17 protein-coding genes are annotated in these 21,038 nt (G+C 73.3%); 14 read left to right on the top strand and 3 right to left on the bottom strand.

The window, feature by feature from the left end:
- Nucleotides 1-138 precede the first annotated feature (138 nt).
- The 11 genes from EF879_RS13370 to gatB all read left to right on the top strand — a co-directional run bounded on the left by EF879_RS13370 (nt 139) and on the right by gatB (nt 11,744).
- Nucleotides 139-2,631 (top strand): bifunctional diguanylate cyclase/phosphodiesterase, encoded by a 2,493-nt coding sequence (locus tag EF879_RS13370; protein ID WP_199736360.1) that lies wholly within the window; start codon nt 139-141, stop codon nt 2,629-2,631.
- A 140-nt stretch (nt 2,632-2,771) separates the two neighbouring features.
- A complete protein-coding gene (gene gatC, locus EF879_RS13375; RefSeq protein WP_123558238.1) occupies nt 2,772-3,119 on the top strand; it encodes an Asp-tRNA(Asn)/Glu-tRNA(Gln) amidotransferase subunit GatC in 348 nt (115 codons plus the stop codon).
- A gap of 5 nt (nt 3,120-3,124) precedes the next feature.
- Nucleotides 3,125-4,600, top strand: a complete 1,476-nt coding sequence (gatA, locus tag EF879_RS13380; protein WP_123558508.1) for an Asp-tRNA(Asn)/Glu-tRNA(Gln) amidotransferase subunit GatA — start codon at nt 3,125-3,127, stop codon at nt 4,598-4,600.
- Between the two features lie 8 nt (nt 4,601-4,608).
- A complete protein-coding gene (locus EF879_RS13385; RefSeq protein WP_123558240.1) occupies nt 4,609-6,006 on the top strand; it encodes an AAA family ATPase in 1,398 nt (465 codons plus the stop codon).
- Nucleotides 6,006-6,671: a DUF4276 family protein gene (locus tag EF879_RS13390; RefSeq protein WP_123558242.1), complete on the top strand. Its 666-nt coding sequence runs from the start codon at nt 6,006-6,008 to the stop codon at nt 6,669-6,671. The genes EF879_RS13385 and EF879_RS13390 overlap by 1 nt, the downstream gene beginning before the upstream one ends.
- A gap of 86 nt (nt 6,672-6,757) precedes the next feature.
- Nucleotides 6,758-7,072, top strand: coding sequence for a hypothetical protein (locus EF879_RS13395; protein ID WP_123558244.1), 315 nt, complete (start codon nt 6,758-6,760; stop codon nt 7,070-7,072).
- A gap of 158 nt (nt 7,073-7,230) precedes the next feature.
- On the top strand, nt 7,231-8,157 hold the full coding sequence (locus tag EF879_RS13400; protein ID WP_123558246.1) for a WXG100 family type VII secretion target: 927 nt from the start codon (nt 7,231-7,233) through the stop codon (nt 8,155-8,157).
- 58 nt (nt 8,158-8,215) lie between these two features.
- A complete protein-coding gene (locus EF879_RS13405; RefSeq protein WP_123558248.1) occupies nt 8,216-8,542 on the top strand; it encodes a YbaB/EbfC family nucleoid-associated protein in 327 nt (108 codons plus the stop codon).
- A 12-nt stretch (nt 8,543-8,554) separates the two neighbouring features.
- Nucleotides 8,555-9,166 (top strand): hypothetical protein, encoded by a 612-nt coding sequence (locus tag EF879_RS27240; RefSeq protein ID WP_158624167.1) that lies wholly within the window; start codon nt 8,555-8,557, stop codon nt 9,164-9,166.
- Between the two features lie 159 nt (nt 9,167-9,325).
- Nucleotides 9,326-10,078: a hypothetical protein gene (locus tag EF879_RS13415; protein WP_123558250.1), complete on the top strand. Its 753-nt coding sequence runs from the start codon at nt 9,326-9,328 to the stop codon at nt 10,076-10,078.
- Nucleotides 10,079-10,238: 160 nt separating this feature from the next.
- Nucleotides 10,239-11,744: an Asp-tRNA(Asn)/Glu-tRNA(Gln) amidotransferase subunit GatB gene (gatB, locus tag EF879_RS13420; RefSeq protein WP_123558252.1), complete on the top strand. Its 1,506-nt coding sequence runs from the start codon at nt 10,239-10,241 to the stop codon at nt 11,742-11,744.
- A gap of 168 nt (nt 11,745-11,912) precedes the next feature.
- Here the strand turns inward: gatB and EF879_RS13425 are convergent, their stop codons facing one another.
- Both EF879_RS13425 and EF879_RS13430 read right to left on the bottom strand, forming a co-directional pair.
- Nucleotides 11,913-13,499: a metallophosphoesterase gene (locus tag EF879_RS13425; protein ID WP_123558253.1), complete on the bottom strand. Its 1,587-nt coding sequence runs from the start codon at nt 13,497-13,499 to the stop codon at nt 11,913-11,915.
- A gap of 59 nt (nt 13,500-13,558) precedes the next feature.
- Nucleotides 13,559-14,743, bottom strand: a complete 1,185-nt coding sequence (locus EF879_RS13430) for a sorbosone dehydrogenase family protein (RefSeq protein WP_233604415.1) — start codon at nt 14,741-14,743, stop codon at nt 13,559-13,561.
- A 229-nt stretch (nt 14,744-14,972) separates the two neighbouring features.
- On the opposite strand from EF879_RS13430, the gene EF879_RS13435 reads away from it, so the two are divergent.
- Both EF879_RS13435 and EF879_RS13440 read left to right on the top strand, forming a co-directional pair.
- Nucleotides 14,973-16,619 carry a hypothetical protein gene (locus tag EF879_RS13435; protein ID WP_123558257.1) on the top strand — a complete coding sequence of 549 codons (1,647 nt, stop codon included), beginning with the start codon at nt 14,973-14,975 and terminating at the stop codon, nt 16,617-16,619.
- A gap of 106 nt (nt 16,620-16,725) precedes the next feature.
- On the top strand, nt 16,726-17,652 hold the full coding sequence (locus EF879_RS13440) for a 2-hydroxyacid dehydrogenase (RefSeq protein WP_123558259.1): 927 nt from the start codon (nt 16,726-16,728) through the stop codon (nt 17,650-17,652).
- Here EF879_RS13440 and EF879_RS13445 read toward each other — a convergent pair.
- Nucleotides 17,646-18,050: a PH domain-containing protein gene (locus EF879_RS13445; RefSeq protein WP_123558260.1), complete on the bottom strand. Its 405-nt coding sequence runs from the start codon at nt 18,048-18,050 to the stop codon at nt 17,646-17,648. The two genes, EF879_RS13440 and EF879_RS13445, sit on opposite strands and share 7 nt — an antisense overlap.
- A 321-nt stretch (nt 18,051-18,371) precedes the next feature.
- Here EF879_RS13445 and EF879_RS13450 point away from each other — a divergent pair, with 321 nt between their 5' ends.
- Nucleotides 18,372-21,020: a bifunctional diguanylate cyclase/phosphodiesterase gene (locus EF879_RS13450; protein ID WP_123558261.1), complete on the top strand. Its 2,649-nt coding sequence runs from the start codon at nt 18,372-18,374 to the stop codon at nt 21,018-21,020.
- The last annotated feature ends 18 nt before the right edge of the window (nt 21,021-21,038 follow it).

Below are 21,038 nucleotides of genomic sequence, written 5' to 3' on the forward strand. Positions count from 1 at the left end.
TGCGGCGTATTTCAAGTTAGTCACGACTAGGCCCGATTCGTGTCTGTCGCCCCCGCGCGGACTGGGTCAGGGCGTTTCATGGGAGGCGCACGCGCGGCACCCCGGCCGCGCCCTGGACCGAGAGGCTCGGGAGGTTCCATGGAGGCCGCCGCGCTGCGGAACTCCGTCCCTCCTGGTCGGACGGCGCCGTTCTTCGGTTTCGTCTGGACTGTCGTCGGACTGGCCGCCGCGGTCAGCGCCGCCGCGCTCGCCACGCTTCCCGCCCAGCTGCCCCGGCTGCCGCTGGCGTTCTGGCTGATGGCCGCTCTCGCGGTCGTCTTCGACGCCCGGCCGTTCAGCCCGCACGCCAAGAGGCAGAGCATGGCGGTCTTCCCGTCGATCTGCTTCACGTTCGCGGTCGCCCTGGAGTGGGGCCTCGGGCCGGCGGTGGCGGTGCAGGCCGCCGCCGTCGTCGTCTCCGGGTGGCGGATCCGGTACGCCGTCTGGCGTACCGTCTTCAACATCGCCCAGTACGCCTGCTCGCTCGCCGCCGCCGACCTGGTGCTGAGGCTCACCCCGGGCCAGCGGCCCGGGGCGGCGGACCAGTTGCGCCTGCTCGACGTCGCCTTCGTGGTCGGCGCCGGGACCGCCTGGCTGGCGGTCAACCACGGTCTCGTCGCCACCGCCGTCCGGCTCCGGTTCGGCGGCCGGTGGTGGAGCCGGGTACGGCAGGGGCTCGGCTTCGAACTGCTCGCCACCGGTTCCCTGCTGCTGCTCGGGCCGGTGCTGGTCGCGGCGGCCCGCACCAGCGCCGCCCTGATCCCGATGCTGGTGCTTCCCCTGTACGCGGTCTCCCGGATGGCCCGGCTCTCGGCCGAACGCGAGCAACTCGCCCGGCTCGACCCGCTCACCGGGCTGGCCAACCGGCAGGCGTTGCTGGACGAGGTGACCGCGCAGGTGGCGGTGCACGCGGAACTGGCCGGCAAGGACGCCGCCGGCGGGCGGCAGCTCGCGCTGCTCCTGCTCGACCTGGACCGGTTCAAGCACGTCAACGACGCCCTCGGGCACGCGGTGGGGGACCGACTGCTGGTCGAGGTCAGCCGGCGGCTCACCGCGGTCGTCCGTCCGGGGACGGTGATCGCCCGACTGGGCGGGGACGAGTTCGCGATCGTGGCGACCCGGCTGACCGGCGTCGACGACGCCCGCCGGCTCGCCGACCAGGTGGTCGGCGCGCTCGCCGAGCCGGTTCCGCTCGACGGCCTGCCCCTTGACGTCGGCGGCTCGATCGGCATCGCGCTCTACCCCGACCACGGGGCGGACTTCGCCACCCTGATGCGGCACGCGGACGTCGCGATGTACGAGGCCAAGCACCGGGGCGACCCGGTTGCGGTCTACGTCGCCGAGTCGGACCACAACTCCGCCGAGCGGCTGAGCCTCCTCGCCGACCTGCGCCGGGTGCTGGAGACCGGCGGAGCGAGCGGAGCCGATCCGGGCGCCGGTGGCGCCGGCGCGGTCCGCACCGGGCCCGATCCGGGCACCGGAGCCGGCCCGTCCCGCGTCGCCGCCGGCCCGGGCCCGCGGGGTGACGACGCCGGCGGGTCCGATGTCGGGGACATCACCCTCTACTACCAGCCGCAGATCGAGATCGGCACCGGCGAGGTGGTGGGGGTCGAGGCCCTGCTGCGGTGGCGTCATCCCCGCCGCGGCATGGTCGATCCGGAGGAGCTGATCCGGGTCGCCGAGCAGAGCGCGGTGATGCGGCTGTTGACCCGCCGGGTCGTCGACGACGTGGTGGAGCAGCTCGCCAAGTGGGCCGCGGCCGGCATCGACCTGCGCGCCGCCGTCAACGTCAGCGTTCGCGACCTGCACACCGGGGAGATCGCCGACCAGATCGCCGAACGACTCGCCCGGTACGGCGTACCGCCGTCGCGGCTGCAACTGGAGATGACCGAGGGGGCGCTGATGGCCGATCCGCGCCGGGTCCTGGCCACCATCACCCGGCTGCACCGGATCGGCGTGGCGATCGCCCTGGACGACTTCGGCACCGGGTACTCCTCGATGCAGCATCTGCGCCGGCTGCCGCTGGCCGAGGTGAAGGTCGACCGGTCGTTCGTCCTCGGGATGGCCGCCGACGCCGACGACGCGGCGATCGTCCGGTCTGTGATCGAGCTGGCCGGTGCCCTCGGGCTGCGGGTCGTGGCCGAGGGGGTGGAGGACGAGCGGACCTGGCGGCTGCTGCACGCGGCCGGGTGCGACGTCGCGCAGGGCTGGTTCTTCGCCCGGCCGATGCCGGCCGAGGACCTGGTCGCCTGGCTGGCCCGGTACCGGCCGGTCCGACCCACCGGGGCGACCCCGTCCGCCCCGCCTGGCGGCCCGGCCGGTCGGGTCCACGCGGGGCGCGCCGGGGCGGAGCCGGATCACCCCGGGACCGACCCGGTGCACCAGGAGAGCCCGCGGGACCGGGCGGCTTCGGACCACCCCGGGGCCGATCCGGCGACCGGGTCCCGGGCCGGGCCCGGGGCAGCGGGGTCGGCCGGTTCCGGGCCCGACGCGGCGGGCTCGGCGGCGTCGGAGCCCGGATCCACCGGAGCGGTGACCCCGGCGTCGGTGCCGGCCGGGTCGTCCGACGGGTTCCTGCCGGGTGTGGAGTGAGGCCCGGTACGGGGTCGGGGAGTCGGAGACACGCCGCGGGAGCTGACACATAGACTCGCTCGGGTCAGGGCGCGCGTGTCCGGCTCCGTCCGGAGCGTACGGCGTGAGCCGCGACACCGTTAGGCACGAAGGGGGCACCGATGTCCGCCATCTCCCGCGAGGAGGTCGCGCACCTGGCGCGGCTGTCGCGGCTCGCCGTCACCGAGGAGGAGCTGGACACCTTCGCCGGCCAGCTCGACGTGATCCTCCAGGCCGTCGCCCGGGTCGGTGAGGTGGTGGCCGCCGACATCCCGCCCACCTCGCACTCCGTGCCGCTGACCAACGTGCTCCGTGAGGACGTGGTGCAGCCCTGTCTGAGCCGTGAGGAGGCGCTCTCCGGAGCACCGGACCGGGAGGAGGACCGGTTCCGGGTGCCGCGCATCCTGGACGAGGACGAACCACCCAGCCCCCGGGGCGAGGACGGATCGGCTGCGGAAGGGAAGGCGTGACCACGATGTCCGACGTGACCAGGATGACGGCGGCCGAGATCGCCGGGCTCGTCGCCCGCGGCGAGGTCTCCGCGGTCGAGGTGACCCAGGCCCACCTGGACCGGATCGCGGCCGTCGACGACCGCGTACACGCGTTCCTGCACGTGGACGCCGAGGGGGCGCTCGCGGCGGCCCGCGCCGTCGACGACCGCCGGGCCGCCGGCGAGGAGCTGGGCCCGCTGGCCGGGGTGCCGGTGGCGGTCAAGGACGTGCTCACCACGAAGGGCGTGCCGACCACCTGCGGCTCGAAGATCCTGGAGGGCTGGCGCCCTCCGTACGACGCGACGATCGTGGAGCGGCTGCGCGAGGCCGGCACGGTGATCATCGGCAAGACCAACATGGACGAGTTCGCCATGGGGTCCTCGACCGAGTACTCGGCGTACGGGCCGACCAGCAACCCGTGGGACCTGACCCGCATCCCGGGCGGCTCCGGGGGTGGCAGCGCCGCCGCGCTGGCCGCGTACGAGGCACCGCTGGCGATCGGCTCCGACACCGGCGGTTCGATCCGGCAGCCCGGCGCGGTCACCGGCACCGTCGGCGTCAAGCCGACCTACGGCGGCACCTCCCGGTACGGCCTGGTGGCCTTCTCGTCCTCCCTGGACACGCCCGGCCCCTGCGCCCGGACCGTGCTGGACGCGGCGCTGCTGCACGCGGCGATCGGCGGGCACGACCCGCGCGACTCCACCTCGATCCCGCAGCCGGTGCCGGACGTGGTCGCCGCCGCCCGGGCCGGTGCCACCGGCGACCTCTCCGGGGTCCGGCTGGGCCTGGTCACCGAGTTCTCCGGCGAGGGCGCGGAGCCCGGGGTGATGGCCGCGTTCCGGGACGCCGTCGACGCGCTGACCAAGCTCGGCGCCGAGGTCGTCGAGGTCTCCTGCCCGCACTTCCGGTACGCGCTGCCGGCGTACTACCTGATCGCGCCGAGCGAGTGCTCCTCGAACCTGGCCCGGTTCGACGGCGTCCGGTACGGCCTGCGGGTCGGCGACGACGGCAGCCGGTCGCTGGAGGAGGTCATGTCGCTGACCCGGTCCGCCGGCTTCGGCCCGGAGGTCAAGCGGCGGATCATGATCGGCACGTACGCCCTCTCCTCCGGCTACTACGACGCGTACTACGGGCAGGCGCAGAAGGTCCGTACCCTGATCACCCGCGACTTCACGGCCGCGTTCGAGCAGGTCGACGTCCTGATCTCGCCGACCACCCCGTTCGTCGCCTTCCCGTTCGGCTCGCGGACCTCCGACCCGTACCAGATGTACCTGGCGGATCTCTTCACCATCCCGACCAACCTCTACGGCGGTCCCGGCATCTCGGTGCCGTGCGGCCTCTCCGAGGGGCTGCCGGTGGGGTTGCAGATCATGGCCCCGACCATGGCGGACGACCGGATGTACCGGGTCGCCGCCGCCCTGGAGTCCGCGGTCGGCACCCTCACCCCGCCGGAACTCTAGGTGGTGGGATGCTCACGAGGATCGAGATCGACGGGTTCAAGTCCTTCCGCGACTTCGCGCTGGACGTCCCGCCCTTTCTCGTGATCGTCGGCCGTAACGCCGCCGGAAAGTCGAACCTGTTCGACGCCATCCAGTTCCTCAGCCGGCTGGCCGGTGAGCCGGTACTGGACGCCACCCAGGCCATGCGGGGGGATCTGACTGACGTCTTTCACCGGTACGTCGATGGCAGCCAGGTCAACCAGATGTCGTTCGCGGTCGAGGTGTTGCTCGACCGGTCCGTCACCGATGCTTTCGGTGACACGGCCGAGGTCAACCATTCCCGGCTGCGGTACGAGCTGACGATCGAGTTAAGGTCGACCAGCCACAGCGGCACCATGCGGCCGTATGTCGTCCGGGAGGCCGCGCGTCGGATCCGGCAGTCCGACGACGCGTGGCTGAAAGCGGATCGGGCGCGGCGCAGACGGTTGGCCGTCTACAGCGGAGGCGCCGAGGACCTGTTGGAAACCGAGCGCGACGAGCAGGGACGACCGCTGTTCAGCATCAGGCAGCAGGGTAATCAGGGCCGGAAACGCAAGCTGCCCGCGACGGCGGCGACTGCCACCGTGCTCTCCAGTCTCACGACGGCGACCGACTTTCCACTGCTGTATGCGCTGAAGCGGGAGTTGCAGTCCTGGCGCCTGCTGCATCTTGATCCGAGCGCGTTGCGGGCTGCCGACTCGTACGACGATCCCGACGTGTTGTCGCCGAACGGCGCGCATCTGGCCAACGCCCTACGGCGTCTCGCGGACGAGACCGGCACCGACGACCGGCCGGACGGCGCGTTGAACGATCTTTCGGCTGATCTCGCCGAGGTGATTCCCGGAGTGGTCGCGGTGCACCTGCACGAGGACAGCGCACGCCGCCAGCGGCAGGTCGAGGTCCTGACCAGGGATGAGGCGCCCTTTTCCGCCCGGGTCGCCTCCGACGGCACGCTGCGTGCGATGGCACTGCTCGCCGCGTTGTACGACCCGCGCGGCGCGGGTCTGATCTGCTTTGAGGAGCCGGAGAACGGCATCTTTCCACAGCGGTTGGCACAGTTCGTGAAATACCTGCGAACCCTGGTCGCCCGAGCTCTCGACACCAAGCGGGAGAACGGTCATGGAGCGCTGACGCAGTTGCTCCTCAGCAGCCACTCGCCGGCGATCCTACGGGCGTTGGAACCGGTCGAGTCCGGGCTCCGTAGCGACGCGGTCTTCTTGGATGTGGTGACCCGGGTCCGGCGGGGTGAACCGCGTAGCCGGGTCACTCGACACCGGGCGATCAGCGGAAGGCGACAGCTCGGAATCGATGACATCATCGACGTCGGCAAGGTGGTCAGCCCGATGGAGATTGCCGAGTTCGAGGTGCTGGCGGAGTTGGCTGGCTGATGCGTTATCTCACCTCTGCGCTGATTTCCGAGGGAGTGACCGACGATCAGTTTCTTCCGCGACTACTGGGGCGGGCGCTGACGGAACTCTGCTGTACGGAGTTTGACGACCCGGTCGAGGTGGCAGACGTGCAGCCGCTTCGTGATCGCAAGGGGCCCAGCGGGCTTCCGGACGTCATCAGACTGGTCGAGCGCAACCAGGCCAGCTTTTCGATCATCTTCTTCCACCACGACCAGGGGACAAGCATCGAGCGGGTGGAGGACGAGTGGTTGAGGCCGCTCCGCCGGGCGTGGGGGGAGCGCCCGGAACGGTTGGTCACCGTCGTACCGGTGCGGGAGACGGAGGCGTGGTTGCTCGCGGACGGTGAGGGGCTGCGTCGGGCGCTGGGAGTGCGCTGGACGGACACGGCGATGGGGCTGCCTTCGCATCCGAAGGACGTGGAACGCATCGAGGATCCGAAGCAAGTGCTGAACCAGGTGCTGGCCCGGGTCAGCCGCTCGATTGGCGACCACTATGGGCAGCTCGGTGAACTCGTGTCACTTGATCGGCTGCGTCTGGTACCGGCATACCAGAAGTGGTGGGCCGACACCCGGAAGGCCCTGACCGATCTTGGCTACCGCCCGGCGGGCGGCTACCCCAAGCAGTCTGGCGGTTCCGCTCGGTGAGGCGAGGTCTCGAAACATGATCTGTTTGCGCTGGACGAGGTGGGTGGGATCACCCGCCGCCAGGTGATCCACTATCGTCCAAGGCCATGACTGGCGACGGCTTCACCGTAGACCCGGCGGCCCTGGAGGCGTTCTCCAAGACCAGCTACGGACGCGCGGACGACTTCGACCAGATCCGTGGGCGGTTGCGCGACGGGGCGGTGGGGCGCTCGTCGTTCGGCATCATGCCCGCCTCCTTCACCCTCTGGGACCAGTACGAGTCGTGCCTCGACGAGTGCCTGCAGGCGCTCGCGGACGGGGCGGAGGTGATGGAGGTGATCGCCGAGGCGATCCTCGCCGAGCGGGACGCGTATCTGGCCAGCGACGCCGCGGCCCAGGGGCGGTTCGGTACGGGCGGCTGACCGGCGACGTCGCGGTCGGCGACCACCCGTACCCGCCGTACGTCCGGCCCGCCACGGCACGCGGCCGGTCGACCGGTCCGGTCCCCCTGGAGGCCCGCACCCGCCGGGCTTCCGGAGACCACCATCACGCGTACGAGACCACGAGGGGGGATGGCTGAGTGACGGCCGTCGCGCTGCAACGCAGCAAGACCTATTTCGAGCAGTTCGTCGCATCGGTGCCGGAGCCGTTGCAGGGCTTCACCCGGACCGTGCTGACGCCCTTCGAGCAGCTGCTCGAGCAGGTCGCCGGCGACCCGGACGACCTGATGCGTGGCGCCGAACGGTGCCTTGCCGCGTCGAACGACGTCCTGGCCATCGCCACCGAGCAGGCGCGCGACCGGGCCCGGCTCCAGCCGCCGGCCTGGGGCGGCCCCGCGCAGGAGGCGTTCCAGACCGGGTTGGGCAACGTCGAGGAGAGCATCCGGCAGCTCGCCCAGGGTCTCGCCGCGGCCAAGGACGTCCTGGTCGAGGCGGCGAACGCGGCGGTGGACGCCTTCAACCTGCTCTGCGAGTTGATCTTCGAGTTCCTGACCGCGTTCCTGATCGAGGCGCTGATCGCCGCGGCGGCGGCGTTCCTCAGCTTCGGCGCGTCGATCGCGGCCTTCATCGTCCGGTGGCTCGCCCGGCTCGCCATGACGCTCGGCCGGGGGGCCCGGATCGTGAGCAAGCTGGTGCGGATCCTCGTCAGGCTCGCCCGCAAGCTCGACGACGTCAAGCGGCTGCTGACCGCCTACCGGCAGCGGGTCATGGAGCTGCGTAAGCTCAAGAAGCAGTACAGCCTGTGGAAGGCGAAGGGGCGCAGCGCCGAGGGGATGGCGTTCCGCGCCGAGTACGCCCTCAAGGTCGGCCTGCCGCGCTTCGCCTTCAACAAGGTGTCGCCGGTGAACCTGAGCGGCAAGGGCGGTGCGGCGCTGGATACCGCGATCGGGCTGTACGACATCCGCGACGGCCGGAAGGACCGCAACTACGCGACCGACGGTACCTACCGCAACGACATCGGCCCGTACGCGAAGAGCGCCCAGGATCTGCTGGACTCGCTGACCTGAGCGGCCCGGACGACCGTGACACCGCCGCCCGGGCGGCGGCGCCCAAGGAGGGAGCGACGTGGAATACCCCGCGCTGGAGCGGCTGGAACAGCTCGCGAACAGCCTCGACGACCTGCAGTTCAAACTGAACAGCCGGGTCGAGGAGCTCCGGTCCCAGCCGGTCGAGGTGTCGAGCGACAACGGTGCCGTACGGGTGACCGCCGACCACGCCGGCCGGGTGAGCCGGGTCGAGATCGGCGCGCGGGCGATGCGATACAGCCCGGAGGAGCTCGGGGCGGAGATCACCGCGACGATCCAGCGTGCCCAGCGGGAGGCGACGACCCGGCTGCAGAACTCCATGCGGGAGGTGCTGGGCAGCGCCGCCGACGACTTCCCGCTGGGCTGATCGGCGGACGTCATGGACCACCGACAGCGGTACGACGGCGCGGTCGCGCCCCGGTTGGAGCCGGGCGAGCGGATCCTGGCGCTCAGCGAGGTCACCCGCCCGCGCGGGGTGGCGCCGGCGCCCCCGCCCCCGCCGCCGCGGCCGGAGTCCGGCGACGGGGCGCGGGTGGCGGCGATGACCGTCGCCGGGGCCGCGCTGGGCGGAGTGGAGTTCCTCGACAGCATCGGTGGCGGGGGGCCGACCGACTGGCTGGTCCGGCTCCTCTTCGGACGGGCGGCCCGGGGACGGCTCGACTCGGTCGCCGCCGACTTCCTGCGCGCGGTGCCGACCGGCGTCCCGCTGCTCGCCGTGGTCACCGACCGGCGGCTGATGGTGCTACGGATCGGCCGCCCGAAGGCCGCCTGGCCGTTCGGCGGGGCCGACAGGCCGCTGGCGGCGGCGAAGCTGAAGCCGCTCTGGTCGGTACCGCGGACGGAGGTCGCCGGGGCGCGGCGGCGGTGGCACCGGCTGCACGGCGGCCGGCTGCGGGTGAGCTTCCGGGACGGGTCGTGGCTGGAGTTCACCGGCCCGTTCCGACTGGGATGGCGTCGCGCCGGCGAACTCCGGGACGCCCTGACCGCCTGATCACCCCGGCGACGCCGCCGCACGCGTCGACCACGCACGGCGCTTCGGGCCACGCCGAGCGGCGGGTGCGGGCGGACCGGGGTCGGCGTGGCCGCGCGGCCGGACGCTACCGTGTCGGAACGGCGGCGGGTACCGGGCCCGTCGCGCGAAGGAGGTCCGATGGCGGCCCGCGACGACTGGCGGGAGGTGTTTCGTACCGAGGCCCGGCGGCGGGGGCTGCCGAGGTGGGAGGTCCGGGAGGCGCTCGCCGAGGTCGAGGCGTACTGCGCCGGCTCCGACGCGGACCCGGTCGAGGCGTTCGGCGAGCCCGCCCGGTACGCCGCCGAGCTCGCCGCCGGCCGTCGCTCCGACGGCGACGTCGGTCGGCGCCGTCGGCTGCTGCCGGCCACGCTGGTCGCGTCCGGCAGCCTGGCCGGGGTGATGTCGCTGCTCGCGGGGGTGGACGCGCTCGCCCGGGGTGGCCCGGGCGAGGTCACGCTCGGTCAGCTCGTCTCGGTCGTGGCCGGGATCGCCGGGATCGTGCTCGTCGCCGCCGTCCTGCACCACACCGGGCGTACCGCCCGCGTCGGCTGGCGGTTCGGGCTGGCCGGGGCGGCCGGGATCGCCGTGACGACCGCGCCACAGCTGCTCTGGACGCACCCGGTGTGGCGCGCGTCCGGCTGGCTGCTGGTCGGCGTCGGGCTGCTGCTGGTGGCCGCCGCCTGGTGGCCGCTCGTCTCCGGGCGGCTCCTCGGCCCCGCGCGGGGCGCCGATCCGGGCACCGGCGCCGGGCCGGCCGGAGCCTCGGCACGGCTGCTCGGGGTCGTCCGGTGGGGCCTGCCGGCCGCGCTGATCTGCGCGGTGCTCCTCGCCATCCTGGTCGGCGGCACCGGGCTCGCGGTCGCCTGCCCACCGCCGGGCTGCCCGAGCTGACCGCCCGACCGGGCGGCGGAGGCCGCGTCCGTCGAGCCCCGGCGGACGGGCCGCCGGCGGCGAATCCCGGACGAGGCCCAGCCGACCGAGCTATTAGGCTGGGACACGTCATGTCCGGATGCCACCGGGGGCCGGCCGCCACCCGAGAGCTGGAGTCTTGATGAGCACGACCGTCCTGCCCTCGTACGACGAGGTCGTCGAGCGCTACGCCCCGGTGATCGGCCTGGAGACTCACGTCGAGCTGGGGACGCGGACCAAGATGTTCTGCGGCTGCCCGACCGACTTCGGCGGGGAGCCCAACACCCGGGTCTGCCCGGTCTGCCTCGGCCTGCCCGGGTCCCTGCCGGTCGCCAACAGGGCCGCGGTCGAGGCGACGATCCGGATCGGCCTCGCACTGAACTGCACGATCGCCACCTGGTGCCGGTTCGCCCGGAAGAACTACTTCTACCCGGACATGCCGAAGAACTTCCAGATCAGCCAGTACGACGAGCCACTCTGCACGGACGGCTGGCTGGACGTCGAGGTGGAGGGCGAGACGGTCCGGGTCGGGATCGAGCGGGTGCACCTGGAGGAGGACACCGGCAAGACCCTGCACGTCGGCGGCGCGACCGGCCGGATCCACGGCGCGACCGAGTCCCTGGTCGACTACAACCGGGCCGGCATCCCGCTGGTCGAGATCGTCACCAAGCCGATCGTCGGCACCGGGGCGAAGGCCCCGCTGGTGGCCCGGGCGTACGTCACCGAGCTGCGGGACGTGATCCGCTCGCTCGGCGTCTCCGACGTCCGGATGGAGGAGGGCTCGCTGCGCTGCGACGTCAACACGTCGCTGGCGCCGGTCGGCTCCGCCGAGTGGGGGACCCGGACGGAGACCAAGAACGTCAACTCGCTCCGCTCGGTGGAGCGGGCGGTCCGCTCCGAGATGCTGCGCCAGGCCGCCGTCCTGGACAGCGGCGGTCGGGTCGTCCAGGAGACCCGGCACTTCCACGAGGACACCGGGGACACCACCGCGGGCCGGTCGAAGGAGACGGCCACCGACTACCGCTACTTCCCCGAGCCCGACCTGGTGCCGCTGGCCCCGGACCCGGCCTGGGTCGCCGAGCTCAGGGCGAACCTGCCCGAGCTGCCCCGGATGCGCCGTCGGCGGCTCCAGCAGGAGTGGGGTCTGTCGGACCACGACATGCAGTCGGTGATCAACGCCGGTGCGGTGGAGCTGATCGAACAGACCGTCGCCGCCGGCACCACACCGGCGGCCGCCCGCAAGTGGTGGCTGGGCGAGCTGTCCCGGCGGGCCAACGAGCTGGGCGTCGAGCTGTCGGCGGTCGGCGCGACGCCGGCCCAGGTCGCCGAACTGCAGGGGCTGGTCGACGCGGGCAAGCTCACCGACAAGCTGGCGCGTACGGTCCTGGAGGGGGTCGTGGCGGGCGAGGGCTCGCCGACCGAGGTCATGACCAGCCGCGGGCTCGAGGTCGTCTCCGACACCGGGGCGCTGACCGCCGCCGTCGACGAGGCGATCGCCGCCAACCCGGACATCGCGGCCAAGGTGCGAGACGGCAAGATCGCCGCGGCCGGTGCCCTGGTCGGCGCCGTCATGAAGGCCACCCGGGGCCAGGCCGACGCCAAGGCCGTTCGGGCGCTGATCCTCTCCCGCCTCGGCGTCGAGGGCTGACCGGCCGCCCGCGCCGCGCCGCCCGCGCCGGCTCGTCAGCGCCCGGGTCGCCGGCGCGGGATCGTCACAGCGCCGGGTCGGTCGGCGCCGGCGTCACCGGACAGGCGGCCGATCACCGCGTTACCGACGCCCGGGCCGGTCACCGGTGGTGCCGTCGCGCCGGGCTGGTCACCGGGTCGGTGTCGGCGTCGCCGGCGACCCGGTGGGGCTGGTCGGGGTGGGCGGCTCCCCCTTGTTGACCACGTGCCGCTGAAGGTTGACCTGCGCCTCGCCGGTGCCGCCGAGCCGGATGTCGTCGTACGCCTGGAGCCGTCGCTCCTCGTCGAGATAGAGGACGGACATCGCCAGCGGGGTGGGCTGGTCGCCCTCCAGCCCGCGGAGCCCCGCCCCTCCGGTGGAGCCCTGTACCTGGAGCTGGGTCGGAGGCGCGCCCGGCACCGGGGGCAGGTCGTGTACCTCGCGACTGTGGGTGTGCCCGGCCAGCACCAGCGGAACCACCCCGGAGAGCGCATCGGCCGAGGCGGGGTCGTGCACCATCGCGATGTGGACCGGCTGGCTGGACGCCCGGATCGTCTCGGCCAGCCGCGCGCCCGCCCCGGTCACCTGCGCGACCGTCTCCGGCAGGGCGCCGGAGCCGGGCGGCGAGGTCTCCTTGTCCGGGGTGAACCGGGGATCAGGGATGCCGGCGATCGTCACCCCGGCCACCGTGACGATCGAGTTGTCCAGCACCACCGCGTTCGGCTGCCGGTCGACGGCGGCGGCGGTGGCGGCCGAGTCGTGGTTGCCCCGGATGAAGACGTACGGCACCTTCAGCAGGTTGATGGAGCCGACGAACGAGGCCTCGGGCTCGCTGCCGAAGTCGGTGATGTCGCCGGTGTCGACGACCACGTCGATCTTGAACTGCTCGACCACGGTCCGGATCACCTGCCAGGCCGCCGGGTTCAGGTGCAGGTCCGAGACGTGCAGTATCCGTACGCTGCCCTGGGTCTGCTCGAAGATCGGCAGGCTGGAGACGGTGGTGTAGAGCTGGCTGACGTTGCCGACCATCCGCTGGAGCTGGTCGGCGTACCGGCCGTAGTCGTTGGCGATGCGCCGCACGTCGCCGACGATCGCCGGGGCGTTGACGAGCAGCCCCTCGTAGCGCGGTTCCTCGATCGAGTCCGGCCGGAACGACAGCGCGGCGACGCCCAGGCTCCCGCCCGTGATCAGCAGCGCCAGGGTGCCGGCCCAGGCGACCCGCCGGACGCGGCGGAAGACCAGCGCCGCGAGGACCAGGGTGGCCAGGACGGAGACGGCGAGCGTCCGTACGCCGACCCGGATGACCCCGTTGGTCACGTCGCTGACCGCGGTCTGGCTGGCCCGGGTGATGCTGGCCGGATCGTCGATCAACGCCTCGGTCCGCCGCTGGTCGAGCGCGCCCAGGCGGACCGACAGGTGAGCCAGGCCGGTGTGGCTGTCGAGGTGGAGTGCCCCGAGCGGCGGGATGGCGACCGTGGTGCCGCCGTCGACCGAGGGGGTGATCGCCATCTCGGCCCGGAACGGGCCGATGTCGGTCTCCTGGCGTCCGCCGAGCAGGACCCCGAGGACGGTCCCGGCGAGGGTGACGGCGAGGACCGCCAGCCCGGTCCCGATCCGGCGGCTGGCGGTGGAGGTGAGCACGCCCCGGACGCCGCGTACGCCGGACCGCAGGGCCCGCCGGACCGCCGAGGGCGTGTCGCCCCCGGGGGTTCGGGTGTCGTTCCTCCGCCAGCGCATGGTCAGATCATCACCTGCCCCGAACCGGGCCGACAAAACGCGCCGTATGCCAGTCAGGCTCAGCTTCGGCCGGCCGTACCGCCGGAGAAGACCAACCGGATGATGCGATCGTCGTCGGGCGCCGGCTTGCCCCGACCGTCGTGGTTCGACGTGGAGATCCACAGCGATCCGTCGGGTGCGACGACGGCGGTGCGGAGCCGACCGTACTCACCGGTCAGCATCGACCGGGGCTGCCCCAGCACCCCACCGGCGGCGGTCAGCTCGACCAGCCAGAGCCGCTCGCCGCGCAGGCACGCCGCCACCAGCACCCGCTCGACGACGGCAGCGCCGGAGCAGGACGACTCGGCGGTGGGCCAGACCACCAGAGGATCGGTGAACCTGTCGTCCCGGCTGCCGCCGCGGTCGGCCTTTCCCTCGACCTCGGGCCAGCCGTAGTTCTGCCCCGGACGGATCAGGTTGATCTCGTCCCAACGGTTCTGCCCGAACTCCGTGGCGTAGAGCCGATCGTTGCCGTCCCAGGCGATCCCCTGCACGTTCCGGTGGCCGAGGGACCAGACCAGGGAGTTCGGGTACGGGTTGCCGGGCGCCGGTTTGCCCTCGGTGGTCATCCGCAGGATCTTGCCGCCGAGGCTCTTCCTCTGCTGGGCCAGTCCGCGCTCGGAGGCGTCGCCCGTGGTGGCGTAGAGGTAGCCGTCCGGGCCGAAGGCGAGGCGTCCGCCGTTGTGGATCCCGGACCGCGGGATGCCGGTGACGATCGGCGTCGGCTCGCCGCCGAGGGTGAGCTTGGCGATCCGGTTGTCCTCGGCCGTCGTGTAGTAGACGAAGACGGTCTGGTCCTTCTCGTACGTCGGCGACACGGCGATGCCGAGCAGCCCGCCCTCGCCGGCCGCGTCGACCTCGTCGAGGGTCTGCACGGTGGTCACCTTGAGACCGTCCGGGTCGGACTCCGGGCCGACCTTCAGAATCTTCCCGGTGTCCCGTTCGGTGACCAGCGCCCCGCCGTCGGGCAGGAACGCGATCCCCCAGGGCACCCGGAGCCCCTTCGCCAGAACGGTCGCCGCGACCTGCTGCTCGGCGCCGGCCGCGGTCGGGGTGACGGACGGGGTGGGGAATCTCGGCGGTTCGCCGGCCGGGTCCGGCTCCGGTTCGCCGAAGGCACAACCACCGGTGAGGAGCACGGCCGCCGCACAGAGCGCGACCGCCGCGCGCCGGCGGCTGAATCTGGGGTACGGGCGAGCGCTCACCCGGCCCAGGGTAGCCGGATCCGGTTGCCCGCTGTCGGTACGCACGATCATGTCACCGGTCTTCCCGCGTCCGCCGCCGTCCCTCGGCGGCCCGCCGGTGGTACGGAGCCGTGACCCCGCCGCCAGGTTCCCGGAGCCAATGCCGGCGGCAGGTCCGGACGACCAACACCGATCGGAACCGGGCCGGTTGGTACCGGACGCCTCATCCCGCCATGCGAGACTCCCCGGCATGGCGCTCGCGACCTCACCGAACCTGACCGCCACCTCGACCGGGCCGACCCGATGGCGGCCCGGCGCCGGACAGGTCGCCGTCGCGCTCGGGGTGCTCGGGGTGGGCTACCGGCTGGGGGCGCTGCTCGCCGAGGTGCCGCCGACCAACAGCGACGAGGCGGTCACCGGGCTGGTGGCGGCACACGTGGCGCAGGGCCGGGAGTTTCCGCTCTTCTTCTACGGCCAGTACTACATGGGGGCGCTGGAGTCGTATCTCGCGGCGCCGCTCTTCGCGCTCGTCGGCTCGTCCACCCTCGCGCTGCGCCTGCCCAACCTGCTGCTCTACGCGGTCTTCCTGGTGCTGATGTGGCGGCTGACCCGCCGGCTCTACACACCGTGGCTGGCGACGTTCACCGTCGGCCTGCTCGCCCTCGGCTCCGACCGGATCCTGAAGGACCAGCTCATCTCGGGCGGCGGCTACCCGGAGATGAATCCGGCGGGCGCCCTGCTGATGCTGCTGGCGGTCAACCTCGGGCTCGGGAGCGTCCGCCGGCCCGGTCCGGCGTACGCCGGGTTCGGGCTGGTCGCCGGCCTCACGCTCTGGGACGACTGGCTGGTCCTGCCGTACGTCGGGGCGGCCGGTCTCCTGCTGCTCGCCGCGCGCCACCGCGACCTGCGGGGCCGGTCGGGGCTCGCCCTCGGTGTCGGCCTGCTGGTCGGCCTCGTGCCGATCGTGGCGCACAACCTCACCGCCGCTCCCGAGCACCGTTCCCTCGCCGTCTACGCCACCCTGACCAGCGGCGCCCCGGCCCCCTGGGCGGACCGGCTGTCCGGCGGGGTTCTCTTCGGGGTCCCGATGGCGACGGGGCTCTGCGACCCGGGCCGGTGCGCTCCCTGGCAGCAGTGGTGGGGAGCCGCCTACCCGGTGTTGCTGGTCGTCGCCGCGTTGCTGGCCGGACGGGCGCTGCGTCGCACCACCGGGCGCGCGGAGCGGATCCGCCAGGGCGGCCGGCTGGCGCTGCTCGTCGCCGCGGGGCTGACCCTGACCGCGTACGCGGTCAGCAGCGCCGCCGCCCACACCCCGGTGGAGAGCGCCCGCTACCTCTCCTGCCTGCTGATCTCGACCCCCGCCCTGCTCTGGCCGCTCTGGTCGGTGGCCACCGCCGCCCGCGCCGGGGCCGGCCCGGCGGAGCGGGCCGGGGCCGGGCGGTGGCGTGCCCGGCTGGTCCGGTGGGCGGCGGTGGCGCCGCTGGTCGCGCTCGCCGGCACCATGGCGCTGGCGACCGCGACGCTGATCCGCGCCGTCCCGGAGCAGGCGAGGCTGGCGGAGCAGCGGCGCGAACTCATCGCCGCGCTCGACGACCTGGGCGTCCGGCACTTCTACGCCGAGTACTGGACCTGCAACACCATCATCTTCCTGACCCGGGAACGGATCGTCTGCGGGGTGATCGGGGACGACCTGGCGGCGGGCTGGGACCGCTACCCGGCGTACCCCAGGATGGTCGCCGCCGCCGAGCGGCCGGCCTTCGTCCTGCCCGCCGGATCGCCGCTGAGCGCGGCGGTCCGCGACCACCTGCGCGGCACCGGCGTGCCGGTGGCCGAGACCTCCGTGGCCGGCTACGACATCTACCGCCCCGCCGGCCCGGTCGACCTGCCCCGCCGGTGAGGACGCCCGGATACCGGCCCTCCGAAGGTGGCCCCCGAACCGGGTCGGCGGGCGGTGCGTGGGCCGGGCCGGGCGCGGCACGCGCCGGCGACTATCGTCGGCGACCGTGAAGGTATGGATTCCGCACCCGGAGGGCCGGGAACTGCTCGGCGAGGTTCCCGACGGGGTCACCGTGGAGATCGCCCCCGCGCCCGACGACCTGCCCTCCGAACCGGACGGGGTGCGGTTCTGGGTCCCGCCGTTCCTCTCCCAGGCGGTGGCGGTGCCGCTGGCGGCGAAGATGCCGGACCTGCGGGTGGTGCAGCTTCTCTCCGCCGGGGCCGACGTCTGGGCCGGTCGGCTGCCCGCCCAGGTCACCCTCTGCGACGCGCGCGGGGTGCACGACTCCTCGACCGCCGAGTGGGTGGTCGCGGCGATCCTGGCACACCTGCGGGCCTTTCCCACGTACGCCCGCGCCCAGGTCGCGCAGGAGTGGGCGCGCGACCGGACCATCCCGACCGACGAACTCGCCGGCAAGCGGGTGCTGATCGTCGGCGCCGGTTCGATCGGGGCGGCCACCGCCGCCCGGCTGGCGCCGTTCGAGGTCGAGCTGACCATGGTCGCCCGGAGGCCACGTCCCGCCGAGGGCGTGTACGGCGTCGCCGACCTGCCGAGACTGCTGCCGGCCGCCGACGTCGTGGTACTGCTGGTGCCGCTCACCGCGCAGACCCGTGGCCTGGTCGACGCGCGATTCCTCGCCGCGCTGCCGGACGGGGCCCTGCTGGTCAACGCCGCCCGGGGGCCGGTGGTGGAGACCGAGGCGCTGGTCGCCGAGCTCGCCACCGGGCGGATCGCGGCGGCGCTGGACGTCACCGAGCCGGAGCCGCTGCCGGCCGGCCATCCGCTCTGGGATCTCCCCAACGTGCTGCTCACCCCGCACGTCGCCGGTTCGGTCCGGGGGCTGCTGCCGCGGGCGTACCGCCTCGTCGGTGCGCAACTGCGCCGGTTCGTGGCGGGCGAGCCGCTGGTCAACGAGGTGGTCGACGGCTACTGACCGCCCGGCTCGGGTGTCTTCTCGGCGCTGTCCGTGCCGAGCCGGTGGCCGCTCGCCGCCACCAGGTCGGGCAGGTCGGTGGCGTGGACCGCCGGTAGCACGGCGGTCCGTCCGTCCCGGAGTCGGACCATCGCCTGCCCCCGCGGGTCGGCGCCCAGCTCGACGATCTCCGACCAGGGAATGGTGCGCTGACCGAGCAGGGCCCGGACCCGCACCCCGGTCCGGTCCGCGTCGGTGCCGGCCCGCCAGGCCCAGACGCCGACGGCGACCGGAACGAGCAGCAGCGGGGAGAGATACCAGCGGGCCGTGGCGAGCGGCAGCGCGCCGAGGAACGCGAGGACGGCGGCCACCCCGATCGCCTGGTTGTGCCGGAACCGAAGCCTGCTGGTCGTACCCACCCTGCGATTTTCGCATTCCGGCCGGTCACCCCGGCGGCGGCCTCCGGCGGTCGGCACCCGACCGGGACCCGCGGCGGCGCCGGGGTCGGCACCACCGGTTCCCGGGCCGCGCCGCGGTGTCCCCAGGCACCCCGGGGCCGGTCCGGGCCGGCGGTTTCTCATCCCGGGCCCGGGTGCGGGATGATCGGATTCAGCCGGTGGGAGATCCCTACCGGTCCGTAACCATGTCCCCGGCCGATCGTTGGGGATTGAAAGGAATGGTTTGGCCGCCCGCCCGGCCGGCCCCGCACCTGCCCGTGCCCCTCTGCGAAGGCGTCCGCCATGCTCGTGGCGCAACCCGTGGATGGCCGAGCCCGCTGGCTCGCCGTCTGGTTCACCGAGATCGGTGCCCCGCTGCTCGCAGCGGGGATTCTCGTTCTCGGCCACCTCGACGTCCTGCCGCCGTACCCGGCGGTGGCCGTGGCCGTGGGGCTGGTCGCCGCCCTGGCCGCGAGCCGGCTGGTCCGACTCGCGATCCGGCTGCACCGCACCCAGCGCGGCTTCGGCCCGTGCCGGGGCGCCGGGTTCCTCGGCTTCGGGATCCTGGCCAGCGGGATCGGCGCCGTCGTCCTGCCGCTCTGCCCGGCCGGGTCCCGGAACGCGGTGGCGCTCGGCGGCCTGGTGCCGGCCCTCGCCCTCTACCTGCTCGGCATGCTCATGCTGCCCGGCGCCGCCGGCACTGTCGCGGTCCGGCTGCGGCGCGGCTTCGACGGGCTCAGCCTCGGCATCAGTCTCACCTTCTCCGCCTGGGTGATCCCGCCGCCCGGCGGGATGCCACCGCTGGCCTTCGTCGCGACCGCGCTCGCCATCGTCACCCTGCCGATCATCACGATCACCACGCTGCGCGCGTATGACCACCGCCGTTCGGCGGCGCTCTGTGGGTTCGGCGCGGGCACGGCGATCTTCGGTCACACCCTGGTGACGGTGCTGGCCGACTACCACATTCCGGCCGAGGCGATTCCCCTGGCCGCGATCCCGCTGGTCGTCGGGCCGGCGACGATCGCCGCCGGCGCCCGCCGGGCCAACCCCGTCGCCCGGTCGACGCCGGCCCTGGCCGAGCCGCACGCCAAGCTCAGCGCCTACCCGGTACTGACGATCCCGGCGCTCCTGGCCACCATCTCGGCGCTGTACCACCTGGTCACCGTCGGCACCTTCGACCGCACCTCGATCCTGCTCGGGCTCGCGGTCATCCCGACCCTGGTGGTCCGCGAGGTGCTCATCATGCTCGACATCCGGCGCTACGCCCGCCGTCTGGCGGACCAGGAGGCCCACTTCCGGTCGCTGGTCTCCGGCGCCAACGACCTGACGCTGATCGTCGGCGAGGATCTGCTGATCCGTTGGCAGTCCCCGGCGGCGGCCCGACTCTTCGGGCTCGCCGACGCGGAGGTCGTGGGCCGGGCCTTTCCGGACCTGATGCACCCGGACGACGCGGCGGAGGTCACCGCGGTGCTGACCGCGGTGATCGCCGGCACGGAGGCACCGGCGAGCCGTCCGGCGCTGGTCACCGCCCGGCTGCGGGACGGGCACGGCGTGTGGCGCGACACCGAGTCCACGATCAGCGACCAGCGGGGGGTGCCGGAGGTCGCCGCGCTGGTCGTCCACGTCCGGGACGTCAGCGAGCGGAACCGGCTGGAGCGGACCCTGCACGAGCTGACCTTCACCGACCAGTTGACCGGGCTGGCCAACCGGCGCGAGCTGATGCGGGCCATCCTCACCCAGCGGACGGTGCCGGCGCACCCCGGCGCGCTGTTGGTGATCGACCTCCACGGCATGTCCGCGATCAACGATGCCCGCGGCCGGCAGTTCGGCGACGCCGTCCTGACCGAGGTGGGGCGGCGGCTCAAGGCCGCGGTCGGCGGTGACGACGTGGTGGCCCGGCTCGGCGGCGACGAGTTCGCCGTGCTGACGGTGGACCGTCCGGTGCTGGCGTACGCGATGGGCACCCGGCTGCTGACCGTGCTGACCGAGCCGTACCAGATGCCGGGCGCGCTGGTGCACCTCGGGGCCAGCATCGGCCTGGCCGACCTGAGCGGCGGCGACAGCGTGGACGACGTGCTGCGGCGGGCGGACCTGGCCCGGGCGCGGGCCCGGCAGCTCGGGCGCAACCGGGTCGAGTGGTACGACGACCAGCTCGAGGAGCAGTTCGTTCGGCGCCTGGACCTCGAACGGGAACTGCCGGGCGCGGCGCAGCGCGGTGAACTGGACCTGGTCTACCAGCCGGTGCTGGACCTCGACGACGAACAGCCGGTGGGGATGGAGGCGCTGCTGCGCTGGCGGAGTCCGACCCTGGGCACGGTGCTGCCGGCCGAGCTGTTGCCGGTCGCCGAGGACCTGAGGCTGGTCGAGGAGCTGGGGCGCTGGGTGCTGGACACCGCCTGCCGGCAGATTGTCGCCTGGTCGCCCCGGCCCCGACCGCTCTGGATGGCGGTCAACATCTCGTGCCGGGAACTGGCGGCGCCGGACTTCGTCCGGTGGGTCACCGAGGCACTGGCCGCGCACCGGGTGCCGCCGGAGCGGTTGGTCCTGGAGATCGCGGAGCCGCGGGGCAGCGTCCAGATCCCGACGGTGGTGACCCGGCTCGCCGAACTGCGGGCGGTGGGGGTCCGGATCGCCCTGGACGACTTCGGCACCGGCCCGTCGTCGTTGGCGCAGCTCCGCCGGCTGCCGGTGGACTTCCTGAAGGTCGACCGGAGGCTGGTGCTCGACCGTCCCAGCCGGGACGGGGAGCGCAAGCCGTTCATCGACGTGGTGGTGAGTCTGGGCCGACGGTTCGACCTGGAGATCATCGCCGAGGGGCTGGAGTCGCCGACCCAGGTTGCCCAGGCCCGCGCGGCCGGCTGCCGGCTCGGTCAGGGGTACGCGTTGTCCCGGCCCGCCCCGGCCGAGCGGGTGGAGGCGTTTCTGGAGGAGTTCCCGAGCACCTCGCGGTGACCGGGTGGCGGTCGAGAC

Origin of the sequence: Micromonospora sp. HM5-17 (genome assembly GCF_003762835.1) — a bacterium.
Lineage (GTDB): Bacteria > Actinomycetota > Actinomycetes > Mycobacteriales > Micromonosporaceae > Plantactinospora.

What these genes read in the sequence shown, in the direction of transcription:
- EF879_RS13370 (WP_199736360.1), top strand. Translation starts at nt 139, where the DNA reads ATGGAGGCCGCCGCGCTGCGGAACTCCGTCCCTCCTGGTCGGACGGCG.
- gatC (WP_123558238.1), top strand. Translation starts at nt 2,772, where the DNA reads ATGTCCGCCATCTCCCGCGAGGAGGTCGCGCACCTGGCGCGGCTGTCG.
- gatA (WP_123558508.1), top strand. Translation starts at nt 3,125, where the DNA reads ATGTCCGACGTGACCAGGATGACGGCGGCCGAGATCGCCGGGCTCGTC.
- EF879_RS13385 (WP_123558240.1), top strand. Translation starts at nt 4,609, where the DNA reads ATGCTCACGAGGATCGAGATCGACGGGTTCAAGTCCTTCCGCGACTTC.
- EF879_RS13390 (WP_123558242.1), top strand. Translation starts at nt 6,006, where the DNA reads ATGCGTTATCTCACCTCTGCGCTGATTTCCGAGGGAGTGACCGACGAT.
- EF879_RS13395 (WP_123558244.1), top strand. Translation starts at nt 6,758, where the DNA reads ATGACTGGCGACGGCTTCACCGTAGACCCGGCGGCCCTGGAGGCGTTC.
- EF879_RS27240 (WP_158624167.1), top strand. Translation starts at nt 8,555, where the DNA reads ATGGACCACCGACAGCGGTACGACGGCGCGGTCGCGCCCCGGTTGGAG.
- EF879_RS13415 (WP_123558250.1), top strand. Translation starts at nt 9,326, where the DNA reads ATGGCGGCCCGCGACGACTGGCGGGAGGTGTTTCGTACCGAGGCCCGG.
- gatB (WP_123558252.1), top strand. Translation starts at nt 10,239, where the DNA reads ATGAGCACGACCGTCCTGCCCTCGTACGACGAGGTCGTCGAGCGCTAC.
- EF879_RS13425 (WP_123558253.1), bottom strand. Translation starts at nt 13,499, where the DNA reads ATGCGCTGGCGGAGGAACGACACCCGAACCCCCGGGGGCGACACGCCC.
- EF879_RS13435 (WP_123558257.1), top strand. Translation starts at nt 14,973, where the DNA reads ATGGCGCTCGCGACCTCACCGAACCTGACCGCCACCTCGACCGGGCCG.
- EF879_RS13450 (WP_123558261.1), top strand. Translation starts at nt 18,372, where the DNA reads ATGCTCGTGGCGCAACCCGTGGATGGCCGAGCCCGCTGGCTCGCCGTC.